18 protein-coding genes are annotated in these 21,616 nt (G+C 34.1%); 12 read left to right on the top strand and 6 right to left on the bottom strand.

The features are described 5' to 3' along the window. Positions 1-25 precede the first annotated feature (25 nt). On the top strand, positions 26-1,237 hold the full coding sequence (locus tag FNE73_RS07515) for a type IX secretion system plug protein (RefSeq protein ID WP_143884120.1): 1,212 nt from the start codon (positions 26-28) through the stop codon (positions 1,235-1,237). 69 nt (positions 1,238-1,306) lie between these two features. On the opposite strand, the gene hemH is transcribed toward FNE73_RS07515, so the two are convergent. Beyond that, on the bottom strand, positions 1,307-2,329 hold the full coding sequence (gene hemH / locus FNE73_RS07510) for a ferrochelatase (RefSeq protein WP_143884119.1): 1,023 nt from the start codon (positions 2,327-2,329) through the stop codon (positions 1,307-1,309). 174 nt (positions 2,330-2,503) lie between these two features. Next, complete coding sequence (locus FNE73_RS07505; protein ID WP_143884118.1) at positions 2,504-3,382, bottom strand: NifU family protein; 879 nt, start codon at positions 3,380-3,382, stop codon at positions 2,504-2,506. 162 nt (positions 3,383-3,544) lie between these two features. Here FNE73_RS07505 and FNE73_RS07500 point away from each other — a divergent pair, with 162 nt between their 5' ends. After that, positions 3,545-4,060 carry a gamma carbonic anhydrase family protein gene (locus FNE73_RS07500; RefSeq protein WP_143884117.1) on the top strand — a complete coding sequence of 172 codons (516 nt, stop codon included), beginning with the start codon at positions 3,545-3,547 and terminating at the stop codon, positions 4,058-4,060. A 51-nt stretch (positions 4,061-4,111) separates the two neighbouring features. Here the strand turns inward: FNE73_RS07500 and FNE73_RS07495 are convergent, their stop codons facing one another. Further along, the gene (locus FNE73_RS07495) at positions 4,112-4,552 is read right to left on the bottom strand and encodes a hypothetical protein (RefSeq protein ID WP_143884116.1); all 441 of its coding nucleotides are present in this window, start codon (positions 4,550-4,552) and stop codon (positions 4,112-4,114) included. Between the two features lie 130 nt (positions 4,553-4,682). Here FNE73_RS07495 and FNE73_RS07490 point away from each other — a divergent pair, with 130 nt between their 5' ends. Then, a complete protein-coding gene (locus FNE73_RS07490; RefSeq protein WP_143884240.1) occupies positions 4,683-6,812 on the top strand; it encodes a helix-turn-helix domain-containing protein in 2,130 nt (709 codons plus the stop codon). Between the two features lie 69 nt (positions 6,813-6,881). Here FNE73_RS07490 and FNE73_RS07485 read toward each other — a convergent pair whose 3' ends face one another. Beyond that, positions 6,882-7,508 (bottom strand): helix-turn-helix domain-containing protein, encoded by a 627-nt coding sequence (locus tag FNE73_RS07485; RefSeq protein ID WP_143884115.1) that lies wholly within the window; start codon positions 7,506-7,508, stop codon positions 6,882-6,884. A 115-nt stretch (positions 7,509-7,623) separates the two neighbouring features. Here FNE73_RS07485 and FNE73_RS07480 point away from each other — a divergent pair, with 115 nt between their 5' ends. From FNE73_RS07480 to FNE73_RS07460, 5 genes are all read left to right on the top strand, one after another. Further along, a complete protein-coding gene (locus tag FNE73_RS07480; RefSeq protein WP_143884114.1) occupies positions 7,624-8,025 on the top strand; it encodes a YbjN domain-containing protein in 402 nt (133 codons plus the stop codon). A 13-nt stretch (positions 8,026-8,038) separates the two neighbouring features. Continuing rightward, positions 8,039-8,740: a PspA/IM30 family protein gene (locus tag FNE73_RS07475; RefSeq protein WP_143884113.1), complete on the top strand. Its 702-nt coding sequence runs from the start codon at positions 8,039-8,041 to the stop codon at positions 8,738-8,740. A 3-nt stretch (positions 8,741-8,743) separates the two neighbouring features. Beyond that, positions 8,744-9,385, top strand: coding sequence for a hypothetical protein (locus tag FNE73_RS07470; RefSeq protein WP_143884112.1), 642 nt, complete (start codon positions 8,744-8,746; stop codon positions 9,383-9,385). A gap of 220 nt (positions 9,386-9,605) precedes the next feature. Further along, a complete protein-coding gene (locus FNE73_RS07465; RefSeq protein ID WP_143884111.1) occupies positions 9,606-11,615 on the top strand; it encodes a flotillin family protein in 2,010 nt (669 codons plus the stop codon). Between the two features lie 178 nt (positions 11,616-11,793). Then, entirely contained in the window at positions 11,794-16,605 is a 4,812-nt protein-coding gene (locus FNE73_RS07460; RefSeq protein WP_143884110.1) for a DNA repair ATPase, read from the top strand. Between the two features lie 42 nt (positions 16,606-16,647). Here the strand turns inward: FNE73_RS07460 and FNE73_RS07455 are convergent, their stop codons facing one another. Then, positions 16,648-16,974: a helix-turn-helix domain-containing protein gene (locus tag FNE73_RS07455; protein ID WP_143884109.1), complete on the bottom strand. Its 327-nt coding sequence runs from the start codon at positions 16,972-16,974 to the stop codon at positions 16,648-16,650. Between the two features lie 27 nt (positions 16,975-17,001). Continuing rightward, a complete protein-coding gene (locus FNE73_RS07450; protein WP_143884108.1) occupies positions 17,002-17,421 on the bottom strand; it encodes a transposase in 420 nt (139 codons plus the stop codon). Between the two features lie 923 nt (positions 17,422-18,344). Here FNE73_RS07450 and FNE73_RS07445 point away from each other — a divergent pair. From FNE73_RS07445 to FNE73_RS07430, 4 genes are all read left to right on the top strand, one after another. Then, positions 18,345-19,403: a toxic anion resistance protein gene (locus FNE73_RS07445; protein WP_394366297.1), complete on the top strand. Its 1,059-nt coding sequence runs from the start codon at positions 18,345-18,347 to the stop codon at positions 19,401-19,403. A gap of 108 nt (positions 19,404-19,511) precedes the next feature. Then, the gene (locus FNE73_RS07440; RefSeq protein WP_143884106.1) at positions 19,512-20,537 is read left to right on the top strand and encodes a TerC/Alx family metal homeostasis membrane protein; all 1,026 of its coding nucleotides are present in this window, start codon (positions 19,512-19,514) and stop codon (positions 20,535-20,537) included. Between the two features lie 111 nt (positions 20,538-20,648). Next, the gene (locus FNE73_RS07435) at positions 20,649-21,083 is read left to right on the top strand and encodes an FKBP-type peptidyl-prolyl cis-trans isomerase (RefSeq protein ID WP_143884105.1); all 435 of its coding nucleotides are present in this window, start codon (positions 20,649-20,651) and stop codon (positions 21,081-21,083) included. 108 nt (positions 21,084-21,191) lie between these two features. Next, on the top strand, positions 21,192-21,602 hold the full coding sequence (locus FNE73_RS07430; protein ID WP_143884104.1) for an Rrf2 family transcriptional regulator: 411 nt from the start codon (positions 21,192-21,194) through the stop codon (positions 21,600-21,602). Positions 21,603-21,616 lie beyond the last annotated feature (14 nt).

Genomic DNA, 21,616 nt, shown 5'->3' with positions numbered 1-21,616 from the left:
CAAAATAATCATTATATTCGTCATAATGAAAACATTACAATTATTTTTACTGTCTTTAAGTGGATTTTTGTTCGGGCAGAATATTCAGAGTATACAGCTGTTTAATCCTCAGACAAATGACGAAACCCCCGTAATTTCAATGGGACAGCAATTGATTTTGAGATTTGATGACCTTACTAATTCCAGTGAAGTATACCGTTATACTATAAAACATTATGACAGAAACTGGCAGGATGATAATTTGTTTTTCAGTGAAATTGCCAATGGTCAAATGAATGCAATGCTGGATGAGTTTCAGTATTCCTTCAACACATTACAGCCTTACACGCATTACGTACTGAGGTTTCCCAATGAAAAAATTCAGCCTAAAATTTCAGGAAACTTTGAACTGATCGTTTATAAAAGATCTGCAGATCAGCCGATCATCAAAAGGAGATTTTCTATAGTTGAGGATCAGGTAAATCTGGCGTTAAATATTTCCCGTTTTGCAGATGCAAAAAATCCGGGTCTTAACCAGAGAGTAGAAGTGCAGGCAGTAGCAAAAGCAGGAGATCTCACTTCTAATGTTAATTCAATGACGCTCACTTTGATGCAGAACAATAATCCTCATATGGTAATTTCTGGTCAGAAGCCGAGTGCTACGATGGGAAATAAACTTCTTTTTCAGCAGCTTAATCTTATATTTCCTGGAAATAATGAATTTTATTATTTTGATAATAAAAATATGCGAATGGCAGCAGATATGGTAAGAGCCACGGAAGTTTTAGACGGTGTTAATCAAACCTATCTACATCCGGTTTGGGCATATCCGCTGAATTATCAGTATCAGCCTGATGTAAATGGAGCATGGTATTACCGAAGAAACGATCTTGGATTGGAAAGAAATGCTGAACGTGAAGCAGATTATTCCTGGGTGCATTTTTCATTAGATTCCGAACCGATGAATAAAGAGCTGTATATTCTAGGAGGATTCAATGATTTTCAGCCTAGAAAAGAATTTCAGATGCAGTATGATGAGGCATCTCAAAAATATATAGCTAAAATTTATCTGAAACAGGGTTTTTATAATTATATTCTGGCAACAAAAGAAGCAAATGGAAGTTTGAATTTTGGCGAAATCAACGGTAATTTCTGGCAGACCGAAAATCTTTATCAGGCATTTTTGTATTACAGACCTTTCGGAAGGAATTATGATGGCTTAATTGGCTACGGAGAATTCAGGACGCCGGTAAGGTAAAGTCCTTCATAAAATAATTAAAAAGACACTTAGAAACCTAAGTGTCTTTTAGTTTGATGTAAATTTTGTTTAAACGAAATAAAACTCGTTGAGTTTTTCTTCACACAAAGTTTTAATCACTTCAATCCACCGGTCTTCATCATTCAGGCAGGGAATATAATGGAAGTTTTCTCCTCCTGCATGGGTGAACTGTTCTTTTCCTTCTACAGAGATTTCTTCAAGAGTTTCCAGGCAATCAGATACAAAAGCAGGACAAACTACTGCCAGATTTTTTATTCCTTTTTTAGGAATCGTCTCAAATGTTTCATCGGTGTAAGGCTCAATCCATTTATCTTTACCTAACCTCGACTGAAAAGAAACAATAGTTTTTTCTTTTGGAAGATTCAGTTTTTCTATTACCAGGTTGGTTGTTTTAAAGCATTGATGTCTGTAGCAAAACTGATGACTCGGATTGCTTTCTCTTGAACAGCAGTCGTTAAGATTACATGTTTTGGTAGGATCTGTTTTATAGATATGTCTTTCAGGAACTCCGTGATAAGAAAATTGCAACGCATCAAAGTTCTCCGGCAGTTTTTCCTTAATACTTTCAGCCAAACAATTGATGTAAATTTCTCTGTTGTAAAACGGCTGAATGTAATTGATTTTTATATTCGGGAATTTTGCTTTTCTCACTTCCTCAGCTTTTTCAATTACTGTTTCCGTGGTACTCATTGCATATTGAGGATACAGCGGAAAAAGAATAATTTCCGAGACGCCGCGATCTATGAGTTTTTGAATTCCTGTTTCAATGCTGGGTTGTGCATAGCGCATCCCGATCTCTACAGGAATATCAACCAGTTTCTGTAGTTTTTTCTGGATTTTCTCTGTAATTACAATGAGAGGAGAGCCCTGCTCTGTCCAGACTGTTTTATAAGCTTCGGCAGATTTTGCAGGTCTTGTATTGAGAATAATTCCGCGAACGAGTAAAGCACGGAAAAACCAGCGGTAATCAATCACTTTTTCATCCATTAAAAACTCATCCAGATATTCTTTAACATCTGGGACAGCGGTAGATCTTGGTGAGCCGAGATTGACTAATAATATTCCTTTCATATAATGTATAAGTAATGAGTGGTATTTAATAAGTAATAAGTAATAAGTAATAAGTAATAAGTAATAAGTAATAAGTAATAAGTAATAAGTAATAAGTAATAAGTAATAAGTAATAAGTAATTTTGCTTCTAACTTCTAACTTCTAACTTCTAACTTCTAACTTCTAACTTCATTTTATCCGTTTACAGCTTCTACTTTTTCAACAAGATCCGGAACGAATTGCTTTAAAATGTTTTCAATTCCGCCTTTTAAAGTTGCCGTTGAGCTCGGACAGCCGGAGCATGCACCCTGTAAAAGCATTTTAGCGGTTTTGGTACTTTCATCGTATTCCATTAAAGAAATTTTACCGCCATCATTCTCTACCGCCGGAGCTACATATTCATTTAGAATATCTGAAATTTTTTGCTCGTCATCCGTATAATCTCTGTTGATGATCTTTTCAACAGGATTTTCATGTTTTTGAGCTTCAATATTTGAAATTTCTCCTCCATTCTGTAGATAATCTGCGATAAGTGCACGAACGGTAACCATTACCTGATGCCATTCTACACTGTTATCTTTGGTAACTGCAACAAAATTATCTGAAATGAAAACTTCATTCGCAAAATCAAATTCCTTAAAAATAGCCTGAGCCAGAGGAACTCCATTGGCTTCATCTCGGGATTTTATCTCAACAAATCCGTCCAGAAGAAGTTTGTTTGATACGAACTTCATTACATTAGGATTCGGTGTCATTTCAGCATAAATCTGATACATTTCTTTTTTCTTCTGCAGGTAGATTCTTGGGTTTGCCAATAGTTCATCTTCAATGACGTTTTTCAGACTTTCTACTACATGTTCCCATTCTACGGTATCCTGTTTTGCAACGGCTACGAAATTAGCAGTAATGAAGATTCTTTCTACAAAAGGATAATTAAAAAGTTCCTGTGCAATAGGAATTTCGGATATATCTGAATCTCTGTCCAACTCCAATGATCCGGGAATCAAGTTGTAGTCGGCTACAAATTTCATCACTTTTGGGTTTTCTGTTGGTTCTATAAGGATTGTACGCATTTTTTCGTTAAATTTGAGAATACAAAAATACGGATTAGAAGTTAGAACGGGGAGGATTGAATTTAGATTTTTGCTATCGGTGTAATTTGAGTGGCAGAGCTTGTAAAATTCAATAATTTATGTTTTCGGAATAACTTAATTTTTCTAATGTTAAATTGAAATATGGCTTTAATAAAAGAACTTTTAGGAAAAACACCACAAATTGGTGACAATACTTTTTTAGCAGAAACAGCAACTGTAATAGGTGATGTCACAATGGGAGAGAACTGCAGTATTTGGTATAATGCGGTAATAAGAGGTGATGTGCATTATATAAAAATGGGAAGTAAAGTGAATGTGCAGGATAATGCAATGCTTCATTGCACGTACGAAAAATATCCTTTGGAAATCGGAAACAACGTTTCTATTGGTCATAATGCTATTGTTCATGGCTGTACCATCAAAGATAACGTGCTGATTGGGATGGGTTCTATTGTGATGGATAATTGTCTGGTAGAAGAAAATTCTATTGTTGGAGCCGGTTCTGTGGTAACTCAGGGAACACACATCAAATCAGGTGAAGTCTGGGGCGGAGTTCCGGCGAAAAAAATTAAAGATATTTCTGCCGCTTTACTGGAAGGTGAAGTTAACAGAATTGCAGATAATTATGTGAAATATTCTTCATGGTACGAAGGATAAAAATCTATTTAGAATAACTTAAAGCTCTGATTTGTCAGAGCTTTTTTAAGTTTAATAAATAAATACTGCGTTACCGTTTTCACATCGTACTCCCGTTGGCTCTGCTGCCAACATACAATCGGAAACGATATTATATTTATTGTTAAAGTCAGACATTTTTTGCGTGTAATCGCTGATTTTTGGGGCTATTACATCTTGAATTTTTTTAGGATAAGCAATATAGCGTACAGGACCTCCGCAAGCTTTTGATCCCATTGGGGCAAAAGTCCATTCTGAAGATTTGCTGCATTTTTCTTTAGCGATTGCTGATTCTATTTCTGTCCGCATTTCGTCCAATAAGGCTTGATCGTACTTTTCACTGTTTTCATCAGCTGGTCTTTCGGAGATGTCTTTAGGAAGTGTGGAGTCGTCCTGTGAATTTGCCGATTTACAGGAGTTTGCCATTGTTACGAAGGCTAAAATGATTAAAAAAATGCTGAAGAAATTTCTCATAATGCAGTTGTTTATCGGTTTATTAATAATGTCATTGTTGATGCTGATTTAGTACCATGCAAATTTCATTATTATTTTTTAATTTAATCAAAATTTATTCCCTAAACTCTTTTTCGTAATTTTGCTGATGATGAACAATCATTTTTTTGAATTAATAGAATTTACCAGCAGAAGCGTTTTTCTTACTGGAAAAGCTGGAACTGGTAAGACCACATTTCTTAACGAATTTGTAAAAAAAACGAAAAAAAAGCATATCGTAGTAGCTCCTACCGGAATTGCTGCCATCAATGCAGGCGGAGTAACCATTCATTCTATGTTTGGTCTTCCGTTGCGTACTTTTTTACCGACTACAGATCGCATAGACAGTAATATAGCCAATAATATTGTTGATCTTCAGCAGCATTTTAAATATCGTAAAGATAAACTTAAACTTTTGAGAGAAGTTGAAGTGATCATTATTGATGAGGTTTCTATGCTTCGGGCAGATGTTTTGGATATGATGGACTTTTCTCTCAGGTTTATCCGCAGAAATAATCAGCAATTTGGCGGGGTTCAGATGTTGTTCATCGGAGATTTGTACCAGCTTCCACCTGTTGTGAGAGACGAGCATGTGCTTAAAATGTTTTACAATTCTCCCTTTTTCTTCGATAGTATCGCCATTAAAGAAATTCCTTTGCTTACAATTGAGCTCACGAAGGTATATCGGCAGACTGACGAGCATTTCCTTGAAATTTTAAATGCAATTAGAGATGGTGATGTTGCTAATATTGATTTTGAAGAATTAAACAAAAGATACACTCCTGATTTTGAATCAGGTGAAGAACCTTACGTTTACCTTTGTTCTCACAACAAAATGGCAGACGATATCAATCAGGAAAAACTGAAAGAGATCAATCTCACACCGGGAATTTACGAAGCTAAGCTTTTTGGTGAGTTTAAAGAAAATCAGTTTCCCAATGATCAGTTTCTTGAGCTGAAAGTCGGAGCTCAGATTATGTTTATCCGAAATGATATTTCAGGCGATAAAAAATATTACAACGGTAAGCTTGGTGAAATTTCGGCTTTGGAAGAAAACGAGATAAAAGTTATTCTGGAAGGCAGCGAAAGAGAAATTACGGTAAAGCGTGAAGTCTGGGAACAAAAAAAATACTCTCTTGATTCTGATAAAATGATCAGAGAGGAAGTTTTGGGAAGTTTTGAGCAGTTTCCGATAAAATTGGCTTGGGCAGTTACGATTCATAAAAGTCAGGGACTTACCTTCGATAAAGTTATTATAGATGCTGGTAAAAGTTTTACTGCAGGGCAGGTGTATGTTGCTTTGTCTCGCTGCCGAACTTTGGAGGGAATTGTTTTAAAATCAAAAATTACTCCTGAAGTTATTTTTAAAGATAACAGAATTTTAAAATTTCAAGGTGATACCCATGCCAATGATCATGTGGAAACAATACTGAATCAGGAAAAATACGATTATGCCATCAGAAAACTTCTTCGGACATTAGATTGTCAGTGGTTGATGAAAGAAGTGGAGCAGTGGAATAATTTGTCTTTGGTCAACAAAAGTATTGATCGGGTAAAAGCGAATCAGCTCTACCTGCAGCTTAAGCATGAAACTCAGAACCTCAGCAAAATTTTTGAAAAACTGGAGCGGATTATTTTTCAGAAAGTCAGCCTGTTTATTCAGGAAAAAGAAGAATGGATCGAAATTGAGAATAAATCCAAAGGTGCGGTTAATTTCTTTTTCAGTGAAATCAATAATAAAATTTTCAGTCCGTTAAAGGATTTTTATGCTGAAATTAAGGGTGTAAAAGGACTTAAACAATACAACGAGGAAATCAGAAGCTGGCTTGAAGATATTGAAGATTATCTGAATGGATTAAAAGAGAGCCATCTTTTGGATGTAAAACTTCTTGATGAGAAAAACAATAAAGAAGTAAGCATGAAAATAGCTAAAGTTCCTTCTCAGGTTCTTACTTTTCAATTATTTGAAGAAGGAAAAACAGTTTCTGAAATTGCCTTAGAAAGAGGTTTAGTAAAAGAAACAGTTCTGGGTCATTTGGCTAAATTTGCTGAACAGGGTTTGCTGGATATTTCCAGAATCATCACTTCAGATAAAATTAAAGCTTTCGAAAAAGAATTTTCTCAAAATTCCTATGAAAGTCTCAATGAATGGAAAAATGCTTTACCGAAAGATTTTGAATTTAATGAAATCAGAATACTGATCAACCATTTTACTTATCAGAAGACTAAACACGAAGCCTGATAATTATTTGCCGAATATTCGTTTTAAACAAATAATTTAATTCAGGTTTAAAATGAATTATTTTCCAGATTAATTTTTCAGACTCTTTTCTAAAACCTCAATCCTGCTCAGAATGTCAGCAAGTATATTTTTTTGTTCAAAAGAAATATAACCTGCGACTTTATAGACTTCGGTTTTCTGCCATTTTTCTTCAGGAATTTCAGAAAGGTACTGAAGGTTTTCTCCTTGTAATGTAACGAGTGTTTCGGGTTTTTCAGACTGGAGATCTGTTTTAATGAGAAATAGAAAATCTCCGATATTGTAATTAGAAATAAGCTGTTTCTTTTCTTTGAACTCAAATATTAAATCAATTTTTGCTAATATTTTTTGCAAAATATGGACTTGATCGGTATTTTCTGCTAAATTTTTAACAGTATTGTTTAGCTTACTAAATTCTTCAATTGGCGAAAACATGAGCGTGTCAATGACTGATCCGCTTACAAGATTGTTTACCTGTAGTGGTTTTGTCAGGAAATCGTTGATGTCCAGATTAAAATAATGGGCAACTTTTAGAAGTGTATCAATTTTTGGTTCTGCTCTTCCTTCTTCGTAAGCACTTATTACACCGCGATTTAACTCGAATAAATCTGCGAAGGCCTTTTGGCTTAACCCTTTAACTTGTCTGATCTTCTTAATATTTGTTCCAAAAAAACTCATAAGTCTAATCTTTTTTGCAAATATAAGTTTATTAATGGAAAATTTTGCTAAAAATATTTGCAAATTGTAAAAAATTTATTACTTTTGCTTATCTAAAAGCTAAAACGCATGGAATATGAGCGAAAAGAATAAAATATTTAATAAGGTTAAAGAATGGTTGTTAGATTATGAATTTAACATAAGTTTTGAGGATGAAAATCAAAAAGTACTGATTATTGAGAAAGAATCTAACGGAATCAAGAACATGATTCTGATTGTTTCAGATTCAATATTAATTATGGAACAGTTTCTTTTTGAAATTAAAAATCCCACAGAAACAATGTACCGCACCTTGCTTCAAAAAAACAGGGATATTGTACATGGGGCATTTGTTCTGGATCATTCCGGGAAAAAAGTGATTTTCCGTGATACGTTGCCTACGGATAATATGGCGCAAAATGAAGTAATGGCTTCAATTAATTCTTTAGGGATTTTGGTCGGGGAGTTCAATAGCGAAATGATAAAAATGAGTAAATAATAAAAATCAAAATATGAATATTTTTAAAAGATTATATGCAATAGGAAAAGCTGAAGTCAGTTCGGCATTAGAAAATTTTGAAGATCCTATAAAGCTTACAGAAGCCGGAATTGCTGATATGAAAGATCAGCTTGCGGAAAGTCTTGAAGCTTTGGCTCAGCTGAAAGCGCTTTCAATCCGTAAAAAAAACGAAGCGGAAGCAAAAGATCATTCTGCGGGAGATTATTACGCAAAAGCAGTCTTGCTGGTCCAGAAATCTGAAAAAGGGGAAATTGAAGTTTCGGAAGGCGACCGTCTTGCAAAAGAAGCTTTGAAGAAGCAAAATGAATCACAGAAAAGGGCTGAAGTTTTAAAAACTGAAACCGAAAAGCTGCAGCAAGAATGTGAAAAAATGCAGACCAACATTAATCAGCTGAAATCTAATATTTCCAAATGGGAAAACGAACTGCGTACCTTGGAGGCGAGAGTGCAGGTAAGTGAGGCTACAAGAGATATCAACCGAAAAATGACTCAGATTGACAGCAGCAGTGCAGTTTCAATGCTGGAAAAACTAAAAGACCGAGTGGTTCAGCAGGAAGCGGTGGCAGAAGCGTATTCTGAATTGGCGAAAACCGGGAAGACGGTAGATGAGGAGATTGATGATTTGTTGAAAAATACAGACGGAGAAGCAGAGAGCGCTCTGCAGAAATTAAAAAATACACTTAAAAAAGGCTAAAATATGACCTTTCAGGAATTTTTACATATTGCTTTTACTCCGGTAAATACTGTTTTGAGTGTGCTGCTTATTTTGGCGGTTATCTACTGGCTTTTTACCATCATTACAGGTTTGGATATTGATGTCGGTATAGATGCTGATTTTGATGTAGAAACTCCGGATGGAGATGTATATGTTCCTGAAGATCCTTCTGCTAGGATTCAATTTTTAAAATTTCTGAATCTTGATATTGTTCCGGTGACCTATTTTTTAACGATTTCGCTGTTTTTTACATGGCTGGCTTCTTTTTATGTTGAGGTTTTTATTTCACCTGGTTTTTGGATGGCTGTTTTGATGGTAATTCCTGCTTTCTTGATCAGTATTTTGGCAACAAAAATTATTCTGAAACCATTAAATCCCTTTTTCAGGGAAATTAACCATAAAGGTGAAAAAGCGCACGATTTTCTGGGAAGAGAAGGTAGGATGAAATCAACCATTCAAGACCAAAAAATAGGAATACTGGAAGTTTTTATCGGGAGTGATCCTATGACACTGATGGTAAAAAGTAAAGACGGTGAAAGAATAGAACACGGAACCACCGTTATTATAGTGGATGAAGATCCTCAAAAGAAATTTTATTACGTAGCTACAGAAATCCGCTTTTAAAAACAACAAGTCATGCTTACTTTTTTTATAATGATTTTCAGCTATATCCTGGAAATGATTCTTTAATTGATTTGGAATCACAAATGTTTGAAATATATTTGCCGGAAATCCAGTGTAGGTAAATCTTTTTGAACGAAAATAGACTAAATAATATTAAATATTGCGCATTTGCATTTAATAAATTAACAAAAACACAATAAAAATAATAAACTAAAAAAATATGAACACAACTTTAATTGCAGGAATTGTTATCATTGCGATAGCTTCCATTGGACTAATTTTCTGGATTTTATCCATGTACAAAAAAACCGTTCAGGGAATCGTTATTTTAAGAACAGGTTACGGAGGTACAAAAGTGTTCTTCAATGCGGGAATCGTAATTCCGGTCATTCACCGAATGGAGTCTATGGATATTTCAGTAAAAAAACTTGAAATTGCCAGAGAAGGAAGAGCGGGATTAATCTGTAAAGACAATATGAGAGCCGATATTCAGGTGGCTTTCTTTATCAGAGTTAATAAATCGGTTGATGATATTGTAAATGTTGGTCAGACCATCGGATGTCAAAGAGCTTCTGATATCAATACGTTGAGAGAATTATTTGAAGCTAAATTTTCTGAAGCCTTAAAAACCGTTGGTAAAAAGTTTGAATTTATCGAGCTTTACGAAGCAAGAAGCGAGTTTCGTCAGGAAATTTTAGATATCATCGGAACAGATTTAAACGGTTATGTTCTGGATGACTGTGCGATTGATTTCTTAGAGCAGACTAAAATCGAAAATTTAGATAAAGACAATATTCTTGATTCTGAAGGGATTAAAAAAATTACCGAATTAACAGCTAATCAAAATATTAAAGCCAATCAGGTTCGCCGAGACGAAGAAAAAACGATCACAAAGCAGAATGTTGAAGCTCGTGAAGCGATTCTGGAGCTTGAAAAACAATTAGCGGAAAAAGAAGAATCTCAAAAAAGAGAAGTTGCCAATATTAAAGCCCGTGAAAATGCTGAAATATTAAAGGTTAATGAAGAAGAAAGACTGAAATACGAAACGGTTCGCATTGCAACAGAAGAAAAGCTTCAGATTGCTGAAGAAAATAAGCTGAGACAGGTTGTTATAGCCGCTAAGAATAAAGAGCGTGCCGATTTGGTAGAAACTGAAAGAGTGCAGAAAGATAAAATGCTTGAAGCAACAGAAAGAGAAAGAATTGTTTCATTAGCTCAGATTGAAAAAGAAAAAGCGATTGAACTCGAAAAGAAAAATATTCAGGATGCGATTCGTGAGCGTTTAACGATGGAAAAAACCGTTGTAGAAGAGCAGCAAACCATTAAAGATTTGGAAGCTTTCAAAACAGCTGACAGAACGAAACAGGTAGAAATTACTTTGGCAACTCAGGAAGCTGAGAAGAAACTTATTCAGGAAACAAGAGCTGCAGAAGCAAGAAAATTAGCTGCTGAAAAAGATGCTCAGAAATATGTAATTGAAGCACAGGCTAAACGTGATGCTGCTGAAAAAGAGGCTGAAGCACGTAAAATTATTGCCGATGCAAAAGCGAAAGAAGAAGCTACCGTTGGTTTATCTGAAGCGCAGGTTCTTCATGCAAAAGCAGATGCAGCAGAAAGACAGGGAATCGTAGAAGCAGTAGTGATTGAGAAAAAAGCAGATGCTATCAAGAAAGAAGGAATTGCTCAGGCGGAGGTTATCAAAGAAAAAGCTTTAGCTGAAGCAGCTGGAATAACCGAAAAAGCTGAAGCGATGAAAAAACTGAATGATGCAGGAAAAGATCACGAAGAATTCAGATTGACTCTAGCAAAAGAAAAAGAAGTGGAACTTGCTCAAATTTCAATTCAGAAAGATATTGCACAAGCTCAGGCAGGAGTTTTGGCGGAAGCCTTCAAATCTGCAAAAATTGATATTGTAGGCGGTGATAATACTTTCTTTGATAATGTAGTTCGTCAGGTTTCTGCGGGTAAAGGTTTGGATAAATTTATCAGCCACAGCGAAAACGCAACTTTAGTGAAAGAAAATCTTTTGGGTGATGGAGAAAATATCATCGGAAAAGTGATGGGAATGGTTGATAAATACAATATTTCTTCAGAAGATATTAAAAACATGAGCATTGCAAGTCTTATTTTTAAACTAAATGGCGTTGCAGATCAACAGGAAAAAGGTCTTCTGTCCAGAGCGATGGATATGGCAAAACATTTAGGGGTAGATCAAAAACCGATTAAATAAGATTTAATTTTTCAGGAGCGTACAAAACACTCACTATATATCTGAAACTCTCATTGTATGATTTACTGATACTTTGAGAGTTTTTAAACAAGCCATTTAAGCAGTTAAATGTATGTTTAAAGCATTTTAATACGATGATAGTCTAAAATCTAGCATCTAACATCTAATATCTCAAAATATGTCAGAACAATTAAATTCAGGGACATACGAAATCATACAGAATCGTCTGAACGAACAGAAAAATGATCTTATTCAGAGGCTTCAAAAACTGAACGAAAACCGTAAAGAAATTTTCGGAGGTGTAGATTTTTCGTTGATTGCCAATGAGAGAATTTCTACCGAACACAACTGTATTGCCAAAGATATTTTTTCTTTAAAAAATACATTGATTTTTGGTTCAAATGCTCACTTAGGTCTGCAGACGGAAATCAATATTTCCGATGTTTTTTCAGTATATTCCATTAATAATAAACGATTCGAGCCAAAGGATATTTCTTTGATTGCAGATGAAATTTTCATTGAAGAATTTAAAAATCTCTATAAATATTACAGAAACACCTTTTTTGTCCGCTTCCACTTTACCGAAAACTATTTGTATATGGTTTTCCAGTTATCAGAAAGTACTTCGGATATTAAAGCATTCAAATGGCTGATTAAAGAAGACCAACTGGTGTATGTAGATTCCAGAAGTGCTTCGGAAGTTACCTATCCTCCGCAACATGGTTTTGTGTGGACAAAAGCAACCAGAGATATGCAGCGTACCGGGAAATTTCCGCACGTTTCTTTGGCAGATAAAGTCTTTGTGGAATCTCTTCACGGCGATATTACCATAAAAGTTGAAGACAACACCGACACCGGAAAAGGAATTTATTCGGAAGATGTTATTCACAAGGATCAAAATCTGGATGATGCTGAAATCCATTTTTGTGATTTGGATAATCTGGTTTTGTTTAAAATAAAACCGTATCAGGAAACAGAACGGTATTTCATTTATAATCATAAAGAAAAGAAAGTTTCAAGAGTAGATACACTGAAGCATTCTGCGGTTTTGCTTCCGGAAAACCAAGGTGTGCTTTTCTCGAATGGTTATGCATTGCAGACAGGAGGTTTGAAGGTGATTTCTCAGGATGTCAACAGGCTTCATTACCTGAAAACGATTCAGGAGCCAAATGGTGAGAATTTTATGTATGTCTTTTATGATGATAAAACCAATAATTATCAGCTGATTTCGTACAATATCATTACCCAGACTATAGAAACGCCTATCCGTTGCAGTGGTTTTTCAATTTTAAATGAGGGAAAACTGATTTATCTGCGGGAAAGTGTAGAAACGACGAAACATCATTTAGCTCAAATCTGGCAGACTCCGTATTCAAAAGAATTGCAGCCGAATACAGAAAAATCTGATACGCTTCTTTACAAAATCGGGAATAAAGATATTGTAAGAGTAATGGCAGAAAGTCAGGAATTGATCACTTTACTGAATAAGAAAGATTCTTATAGCGGATTGTATGATGATATTGTAAAACTTTCTACTACAATTTTAGATGCGTATTATTTTCTGGGTGACGATGAAGTTCAGAATTTAGATCAGCCTTTAAAGGAAATCAGAAAAATTGCTCATTCTGCCATTAATGAGTATGAAAAAGTACTTGAGCAGAAGAAAAATACGGCTGAAGCTGTTGAAAAAATAAAAGCAGCATCTGAAAAAACCTTAGATGACACCAAAAGAATCAATTATTCTCAGCTCACTGAATATATTGATATGCTTTCTACAATCAGAGCCTTGCGTGGTGAAATTACCGGAGCGCGAGATTTAAAATATGTAGATGCAGCGGTGCTTGATTCTTTGGAAAAAGCTTTGGCTGAAAGATCGGAAGAGCTTTCTAATGCCTGTGTGAATTTCCTTCTTCAGGATGATGCGCTGCTTCCGTATCAGAACAGAGCGCAGCAGATTTCTGAAAATATCATCAGTTTACAGAAAGCGATTGATGCCAAAACAATTGAGGAGGAAATTAATAATCTTTCCGGGCAGCTTGAACTTTTGGTAGATATTGTCAATAATTTAAAAATTGAAGACACGTCACAGTCTACTCAGATCATTGAAAATATTTCAGTGATTTTTGCAAGACTGAATCAGGAAAGACTGGAACTTTCAAAAAGAAAAAGAGAAATTTCAGGAAAAGAATTATCTGCTGACTTTCAGGCGCAAATGACATTGTTTGATCAGTCGGTAATAAATTTTATGGAGTTGTCTCAAAGTCCTGAAAAATGCGATGAATATTTAACAAAGCTTTCCATTCAGTTAGAAGAAATGGAAACGAAATTCGTTGATTTTGAAGAATTTATCCGTAAAATTGAAGAAAAAAGAGAAGAAGTTTACGGGCATTTTCAAAATAAAAGAGTTCAGTTAACGGAATCCAGAAATAAGCGCACTCAGAGTTTGTACGATTCTGCACAACGGATTTTAAAATCTGTTCAGACAAAATCCGAATCATTTGATTCTGAAAATGAAATCAATGGCTATTTTGCAACCGATTTGATGGTGGAAAAGGTACGTGATATTTCACGACAGCTTATGGAAATGGAAGATTCTGCAAAAGCGGAAGAAATTCAGACTTTACTGAAAACTTCACAGCAGGAATCCGTAAGAAAACTGAAAGATAAAAAGGAAATTTATGCAGATGGAGACAATGTCATTGCTTTAGGTGATTATAAATTTGCCGTAAACCGTCAGAAATTAGATCTGACTTTGGTGATGAGAAATGCACAGTATTATTATCACTTGACAGGAACTGCATTTTATGAGCCTTTAAATTTTGAAGCCGTTGCAGAGTACAAAGAGGTTTGGAATCAGGAATATATTTCTGAAAATCAAAAGGTGAAACGTTTTGAATATCTGGCTTGGAATGTCTTTTCTCAAAATAAAAACATCAATACCGAAGAGCAAAACCGAAATGCTGTTCAGCAGTTTATGACGGAGCATTTTGGAGAAGGTTTGGTGAAAGGGATTCATGATGATGATGCATTGACGATTGTTTCAAAACTTCAGCAGATGCACAACGAACTGGGATTGATGCAGTTTACGCCTTCCGAAAGAGCGTTGGCGCAGTTGTTCTGGTATTTTTTGAACCCAGAAAGAAAAGAATATTACCAAAAGCAGTTTGAAGCAGCAAATTTAATTTCAAAATCTTTTACAACAGATAAAGGTTTTCAATATCTGAATGAAGAATTGTCCAATGAAATAAAATTATTTGCTCAGAATAATCAGCTTTTTGCTGAAGTAAATTATCTCAATGCTGCCATCTATCTGAAAAGAGAAAACAAATCAGTATTTTTAGTTTCTGAAAAAGCAGGTCTTTTATATGAATCATTTTTAAGAGATCTGAAAGAAAAAGGAAAAGATTTAGAATTTATTGATCAGCTGAATGCTTTGAAAAAATATCCTGCAGCCTGTTTTTCTATTGCTGAGAGTGCTTTGAATGCCTTTTTGTTTAATTCAGAATCAAAGGTTGAAGATGATATTAAGAAAGAAGCTGCCGTATTCTTTGTAACGCAGAATTTTGATGCTAAAAATGTTCTTCACATTTCTTACGAAACAGTTCTCAAAGAATTAAAATCATTGGAAAAAGATGCCGATTATGCTTTAAATTATTATGAATTCAGTTCCCGTTTATCTAATTTTAATGAGGTTATTGTTCCGAAATACAAACGGCTTCAGGAATTGAAGGCAAAATGGGTCAATGATAAAAAGAAAGCTTTAAAAATTGATACTTTCAAATCTCAGGTGTTAAGTTCGTTTGTGAGAAACAGATTAATCAGCGAAGTTTATTTTCCTTTGATCGGAGCCAATTTAGCCAAGCAATTAGGTACAGTAGGAAACGACAAACGTACCGACAGAATGGGAATGTTGCTTTTGGTTTCACCTCCGGGTTACGGAAAAACAACCTTGATGGAATACATGGCAGATCGAATGGGATTGGTTTTTATGAAAATCAACGGTCCTTCAATCGGTCATGATATTGTTTCTACTGATCCGAATGAAGCAAAAAATGCCGGCGCAAAACAGGAACTCGAAAAGCTGAATCTAGCTTTGGAAATGGGGGATAATGTGATGCTTTATCTGGATGATATTCAGCATTGTAATCCTGAGTTTTTGCAGAAATTCATTTCTTTGGCAGACGGACAGAGAAAAATTGAGGGAATTTATAACGGAGAAAGTAAAACGTACGATTTACGATCCAAAAGGTTTTGCCTTGTCATGGCGGGGAATCCTTATACAGAAAGCGGTGAGAAATTCAGAATTCCGGATATGTTGGCAAACCGTTCTGATACGTATAATTTGGGAGAAATTTCTGGCAGCAAAACAGAATTGTTTGATTTAAGTTTAATTGAAAATGCATTGATGTCCAATGATTATTTCACACGAATGACCAATCAAGGGATGGAAAATCTGTATAACTTATACAACAGTATTCAAACCAATTCTCCGAATGTAGATCTGATTGGTAATTTCAGTTCAAATGAAATTTCAGATTTCAGAAAAGTGCTCGAAAATACTCTGAAAGTAAGAGATGTTGTTTTAAAAGTCAATAAACAATACATCGCTTCTGCGGCAATGTCTGATGAATACAGAAACGAACCGTCTTTCAAACTCCAGGGTTCTTACCGAAATATGAATAAGCTGATTTCCCAGATTCAGCCAATATTAAAAGAAGAAGAAGTCACGCAAATGGTTCTAAATCATTATCAGAACGAATCTCAGACTTTAACAACCGGAGCTGAAGCCAATATGCTGAAGTTAAAAGAACTGATGGCTTTGATTTCCGAAGATGAAAAACTGCGATGGGAAGAAATCAAAAAGACCTTTGTTAAGAATAAAATGATAAAAGGTCTGGGAGAAAACGACAGAATGACTCAGATTGTGGCTTTACTGGCTCAGTTCAGCGAAGGATTGGATGGGATAAAAGATGTTTTAAAGAAGGATTAATAAAAAAAATACTACGTTTTTTACGTAGTATTTTTTTTTAAATTAAGCCAGTTCACTTTCAAGAATTTTTTTCCATTTTGAAAAAGTTGTCCGACTGATTTTGTATTTTCTGGACATGAAACTGGTAGATAAATCATGTTTTTTTTGGTAACTTAACAACTTCAGCATAGTTTTTTTATCATACGTTTTAAGCTGTTGATTGGTTTTTGCTGTTTCTTTTGTGGGTTTGAAAATCTTTTCATTAAGCTTTAAAATTTCTTCGGTAGAATCTAGTCTCGTAAGCTGTTCCCTTACTTTCGGACATTCCAGTTTTTCAGGATACTGCATTTTCAAAAGATCCTGATAGATCTTATTGTAATTTGGTCTCATAAGAATACTATAGTTTGATTGTTGGTGTTAACTTTTTTTCAGAATCCAGCGGTGCAGCGTGCTTTTCGGAATTGAATATTCTTTGATTACTTCTGCCTGAGTCATTTCGCCGGATTCTATTCTTCCCAGAATAAAATCTTTAATCTCCTGCGTATAAATATTTTTTCTGAATTTAGGAGTGGTGTCGTTTTTTTTATCCGTTTTCTTGTTGGCTGCAGAAGGAGGAGCATACAGAATGAGGTGTGAAGTATACAATCTGAAAAAATCAAATTCAAGAAGTTTGCTCCATCTTAAAAGAATGTCGGTGTCTATTGATGGACTTTCATATACTTTTTCTACAAAATCTTCATCTTTTCCCAAAAAATTGCAGATTCGTTCCAAAGAAATTTCTTTGTTTGCTACCATTTCTTTGATGTACTTCCCTATGTGGATATTTTTATATAACATTTTTATTAAAAACTAATTATTTTTAAATTAATCGTATTTAATATAGTAAAGAAGTGATTATGAGAGCTTTGTAATAGGGAAAAGTGAATTATCTTTTAATTATTAAAAGATAATTTATTAAAGCTGTATCATTACTTTACAATATTAAATTTGCATTCAACTGTAAAATTTTGATTTTCAGCAATTTGTGTTTTGTGATCGGTGTGGTTGTAAAATAGTACACCATTTGCAGTACGCTGCAATTCCCATGATAATTAAATATAATCTAAATTTTGTGAGTTAAATTATTCAATTAAAGCAACTCAAGATGGTTATGATTGTATTTAGCTGTAAGATTTAAAATCTTATTTGTTTCAGGGTTATTAGGTATTACTTGTGTCAAATTTATAAAAAAAAACAGGAGTTACAAACTATTTTTCTGTTTTATTAAATATGTAACAATAATTAATTTATTTTAGATCATATATATTTATTCTTTTTTTTGAATAGTGTTTTGTTATTTTTATATTGTTTCTATTAGTTATTTTAGTTGATGTTTTTTTAAGTTTTGTTTGATTTATCAAGAAATGTTAAAAGATGGTGTCTTATTAATATTTTTATTACCACAAGTGTGATAATATCTTAATTTAAGTTCTCTTTTAGGTGTTGTTTTTTTGCAATTTTATTTTATGGTATATTTATTAAATGGTATTTATTTTTGAATTTATTTTAATTTCGTTTTGATGATTTAAATTTTGATTAGTTAATGAAAAAAATCCTATTTAATAACAGTTTTTTTGCTTATGTAATTGAAAATTTATGTAACTTACTGCTTGTATTGTGTAGTCACTGTTACTACTATTAAAATATAAATCATGGAAAACGAAGAAAAACAATTTAGCAATATATTACATAGCAGCAATAAAGAAACGGATAATTATCAAATGCTTGTAGTTGATAGAGAAGGAAACGTAGATTTGGGTCATTTAACAGATGAAGATCTCAAAAAATATGGAAAAGTAGCAGATTCTATTGATGAGAAAAGCGCTTCTTCTGTAGTGAATTATGGTTCTGAGCTTCAGAAATTGCTGGCAAATCAAAGCGACAGTTTTTTAACAAATGTGCGTAAATCAAACTCAGGAGAAATTGGGGAATTAATCAATAATCTTTTAATAGAGTTAAATTATATTGATATTGATGAATTGCAGGGGAATAAAGTAAAAAGCTTGCTTGGTAGACTGCCATTTATGAGTAAAATTTTCACTGAGGTTGATAATATTTTTGCTAAATATGATAAAATTACCAACAATATTGAACGGATTTCCCAAAAAGTAAACGCTGGAATCATTATCTCCACTAAAGATAATGCGGTTTTACAAAATATTTTTGATAGCAATATAAATTCAATTAAAGCCATTGAAGAACTTATTATTGCAGGTTATATAAGGATGCGTAAAGCAAATGATGAACTTTCGGGAATGGAATTGAATTTGCAAAATTATGCTGATTATCAGATAGCTGATAAAAGAGATTTTATCTTAAGATTAGACAGGAGGCTTGCGGATTTAAAGGTAGTACGTTTTATTTTGTTGCAATCCCTTCCTCAAATAAGATTAGTACAAAACAACAATATTTCAATTGCTGAGAAAGCACAGACAATACTCAATACTACACTACCTGTATGGAAAAATCAGCTTTCCTTAGCTGTTGCTATGCACCGGCAGCAGCAAAATATTGAAATTCAGCAAAAGGTTTCTTCTACAACTGAAAAAATTCTTAAGAAAAATGCGGAACGTTTAAATGAAAATTCTAAAAATGTTGCCCGAGCTAATGAGAAAACCATTATTTCAGCTGAAAGTTTAAGAGAAACTACTTCTTTGCTGATCAATACTCTTAATGAAGTTAAAGCTATCCAGAAGCAGGGAAATGAAAACCGCAGAAAGCTTGATCAGGATCTTGAAACTTTAGAAAAAGAGCTTAAATCAATAATTAAAAGTAACTGATTAAATCCAGGCTGATCAAATTTGATATGTAATTTATATTTTTTTAATGAAAATACTGTAATAGCTGTATCTTTACGAATGTTAATTTTTTACAATAAATTTTTTTAAGTGGATCATCAGAATATTTTAGATCTTCATCCCGGTTTGGTATGGGGATTTGCCGTAACGGTTATCGTTATGCTGCTACTTGATTTAGGAGTTTTTAACAAAAAGAGTCATGAAGTTTCTTCTAAAGAAGCGACTATATGGTCTGTTGTATGGATCTCGCTGTCTATGGTGTTTTCAGGAGTGGTATATTGGGTTTACAATTCTGATATGGGTCCCGGAAGCCACGAAATAGCGATAGAGAAATTTACGCAATACCAGGCTGCCTATTGGATTGAAAAAGCGCTTTCGGTTGATAACCTATTCGTATTTATCTTGGTTTTCGGTTTTTTCAAAGTTCCGAAACATCTTCATCATAAGGTTCTTTTCTGGGGGATTATCGGGGCATTGATTTTCAGGGCAATCTTCATTTTTGCAGGTGTTGGATTGATTAACTTAACCTATCTGCCTGAAATGAATATTTTCGGATATCCTGTAAAAATTAATGTAGTGATGACTTTGTTCGGATTGTTTCTGGTTTACGCAGGAATAAAATCCTGGGGTGGTGGAGATGATGATGAAGATGAAGATTACAGTAATACAGCAGGTGCGAGACTGATTAAACGATTTTGGAAGGTTTCGGATAATTATGACGGTGACAAATTTTTCACGGTTCAAAACGGGATAAAAATGGCAACGCCGCTTTTGGTAGTTGTGGCGGTAATTGAATTTACAGATGTTCTTTTTGCAGTAGATTCTATTCCTGCAATTTTTGCAATTTCTAAAGATCCTTTTATCCTTTATACGTCAAATATTTTTGCTATTTTAGGGTTGAGATCTCTTTATTTTCTATTGGCAAATTTTATTCACATGTTTAGCAAACTGCCTTATGGTTTGGCGGTGATTTTGTCTTTCATCGGTGTTAAAATGTTGATTGCTCCGTGGTTTCACATTCCGTCTCCTGTTTCTTTGGGAATCGTTGGAGGAGTTTTGCTGATATCGGTTCTTGCATCAGTTTTATTTCCTGACAAGAAAATTGAAAAACTTTAATATTCTAAATTCATTATAAATTAAGGCTTTATTTCGGTAGAGTCTTTTTTATTACTATTGCAGCTCTTGTTCAGCTTCCAATCTTAAACCATATCTTTGCAATAAAAAAATATGGGAGTAGCAGATATGTTATTTAAACGTAAAAAAGAATTGGCAGAAAAAAACCTGAAAGAAGGTCAGGAATATATGCTTGAATACGGAAAAAGAGAATCGGTGGTACAATTGCCAAGCGGTTTACAGTACGAAATTATAACAGAAGGAGATGGCGAAAAACCCGGACCGAAATCTATGGTGAAATGTCATTATCACGGAACAACTATTGCAGGGAAGGTATTTGACAGCTCGGTGAAAAGAGGTACACCAGCATCATTTCCTTTAAATAAAGTAATTAAAGGATGGACGGAAGCATTACAGTTAATGTCTGTCGGAAGCAAGTGGAAACTTATCATTCCGCCTCATTTGGCTTACGGAGATCAGCAGATCAGTAAAGAGATTGGTCCCAACAGTACTTTGGTATTTATTGTGGAGTTGCTTGACATCAAATAATCGGTAGAATATCATTAAAACCATTTGTATATCAGATGGTTTTTTGTTTATTTTAATGTAATTTATTTTGTTACAATTTAAAATTGTGTTACATTTGCAGCATCAGAGATGAATAATACAAGATTTGCAACTGCAGTACATATCATGACGATTTTGTCAAAATTTCCTCAGGAGTTTCTTACTTCTGATTGGATTGCGGGCAGCATTAATATTAATCCTGTAATGGTACGAAAAGAAATTGGCGTGTTAAAAGATGCTGGTTTAATTATAAGCCGTCAAGGTAAAATTGGAGGGAGTCAGTTGTCAAAAAGTGCTTCTGAAATAAGCCTTTCTGAAATTTATACGGCTGTTAAAAACTCTGAAGTTCTGGGTAAAAAAAATCTTAATCCAAATCCTGCATGTTCTGTAGGTAAAGATATTAATGCCAAATTAAATTGTCTTTTTGAAGAGACAAATGATTTGGTGCTTCAGTTTTTAGAAACGAAATCCTTAAAAGATTTTACTGATCAGTTCAGTTAAAAAATTTTATTTAA

The organism is Chryseobacterium binzhouense (assembly GCF_007474545.1).
Lineage (GTDB): Bacteria > Bacteroidota > Bacteroidia > Flavobacteriales > Weeksellaceae > Chryseobacterium > Chryseobacterium binzhouense.
The sequence above is the reverse complement of the archived record's forward strand: the minus strand, read 5'-3'. Positions and strand labels throughout refer to the sequence as shown.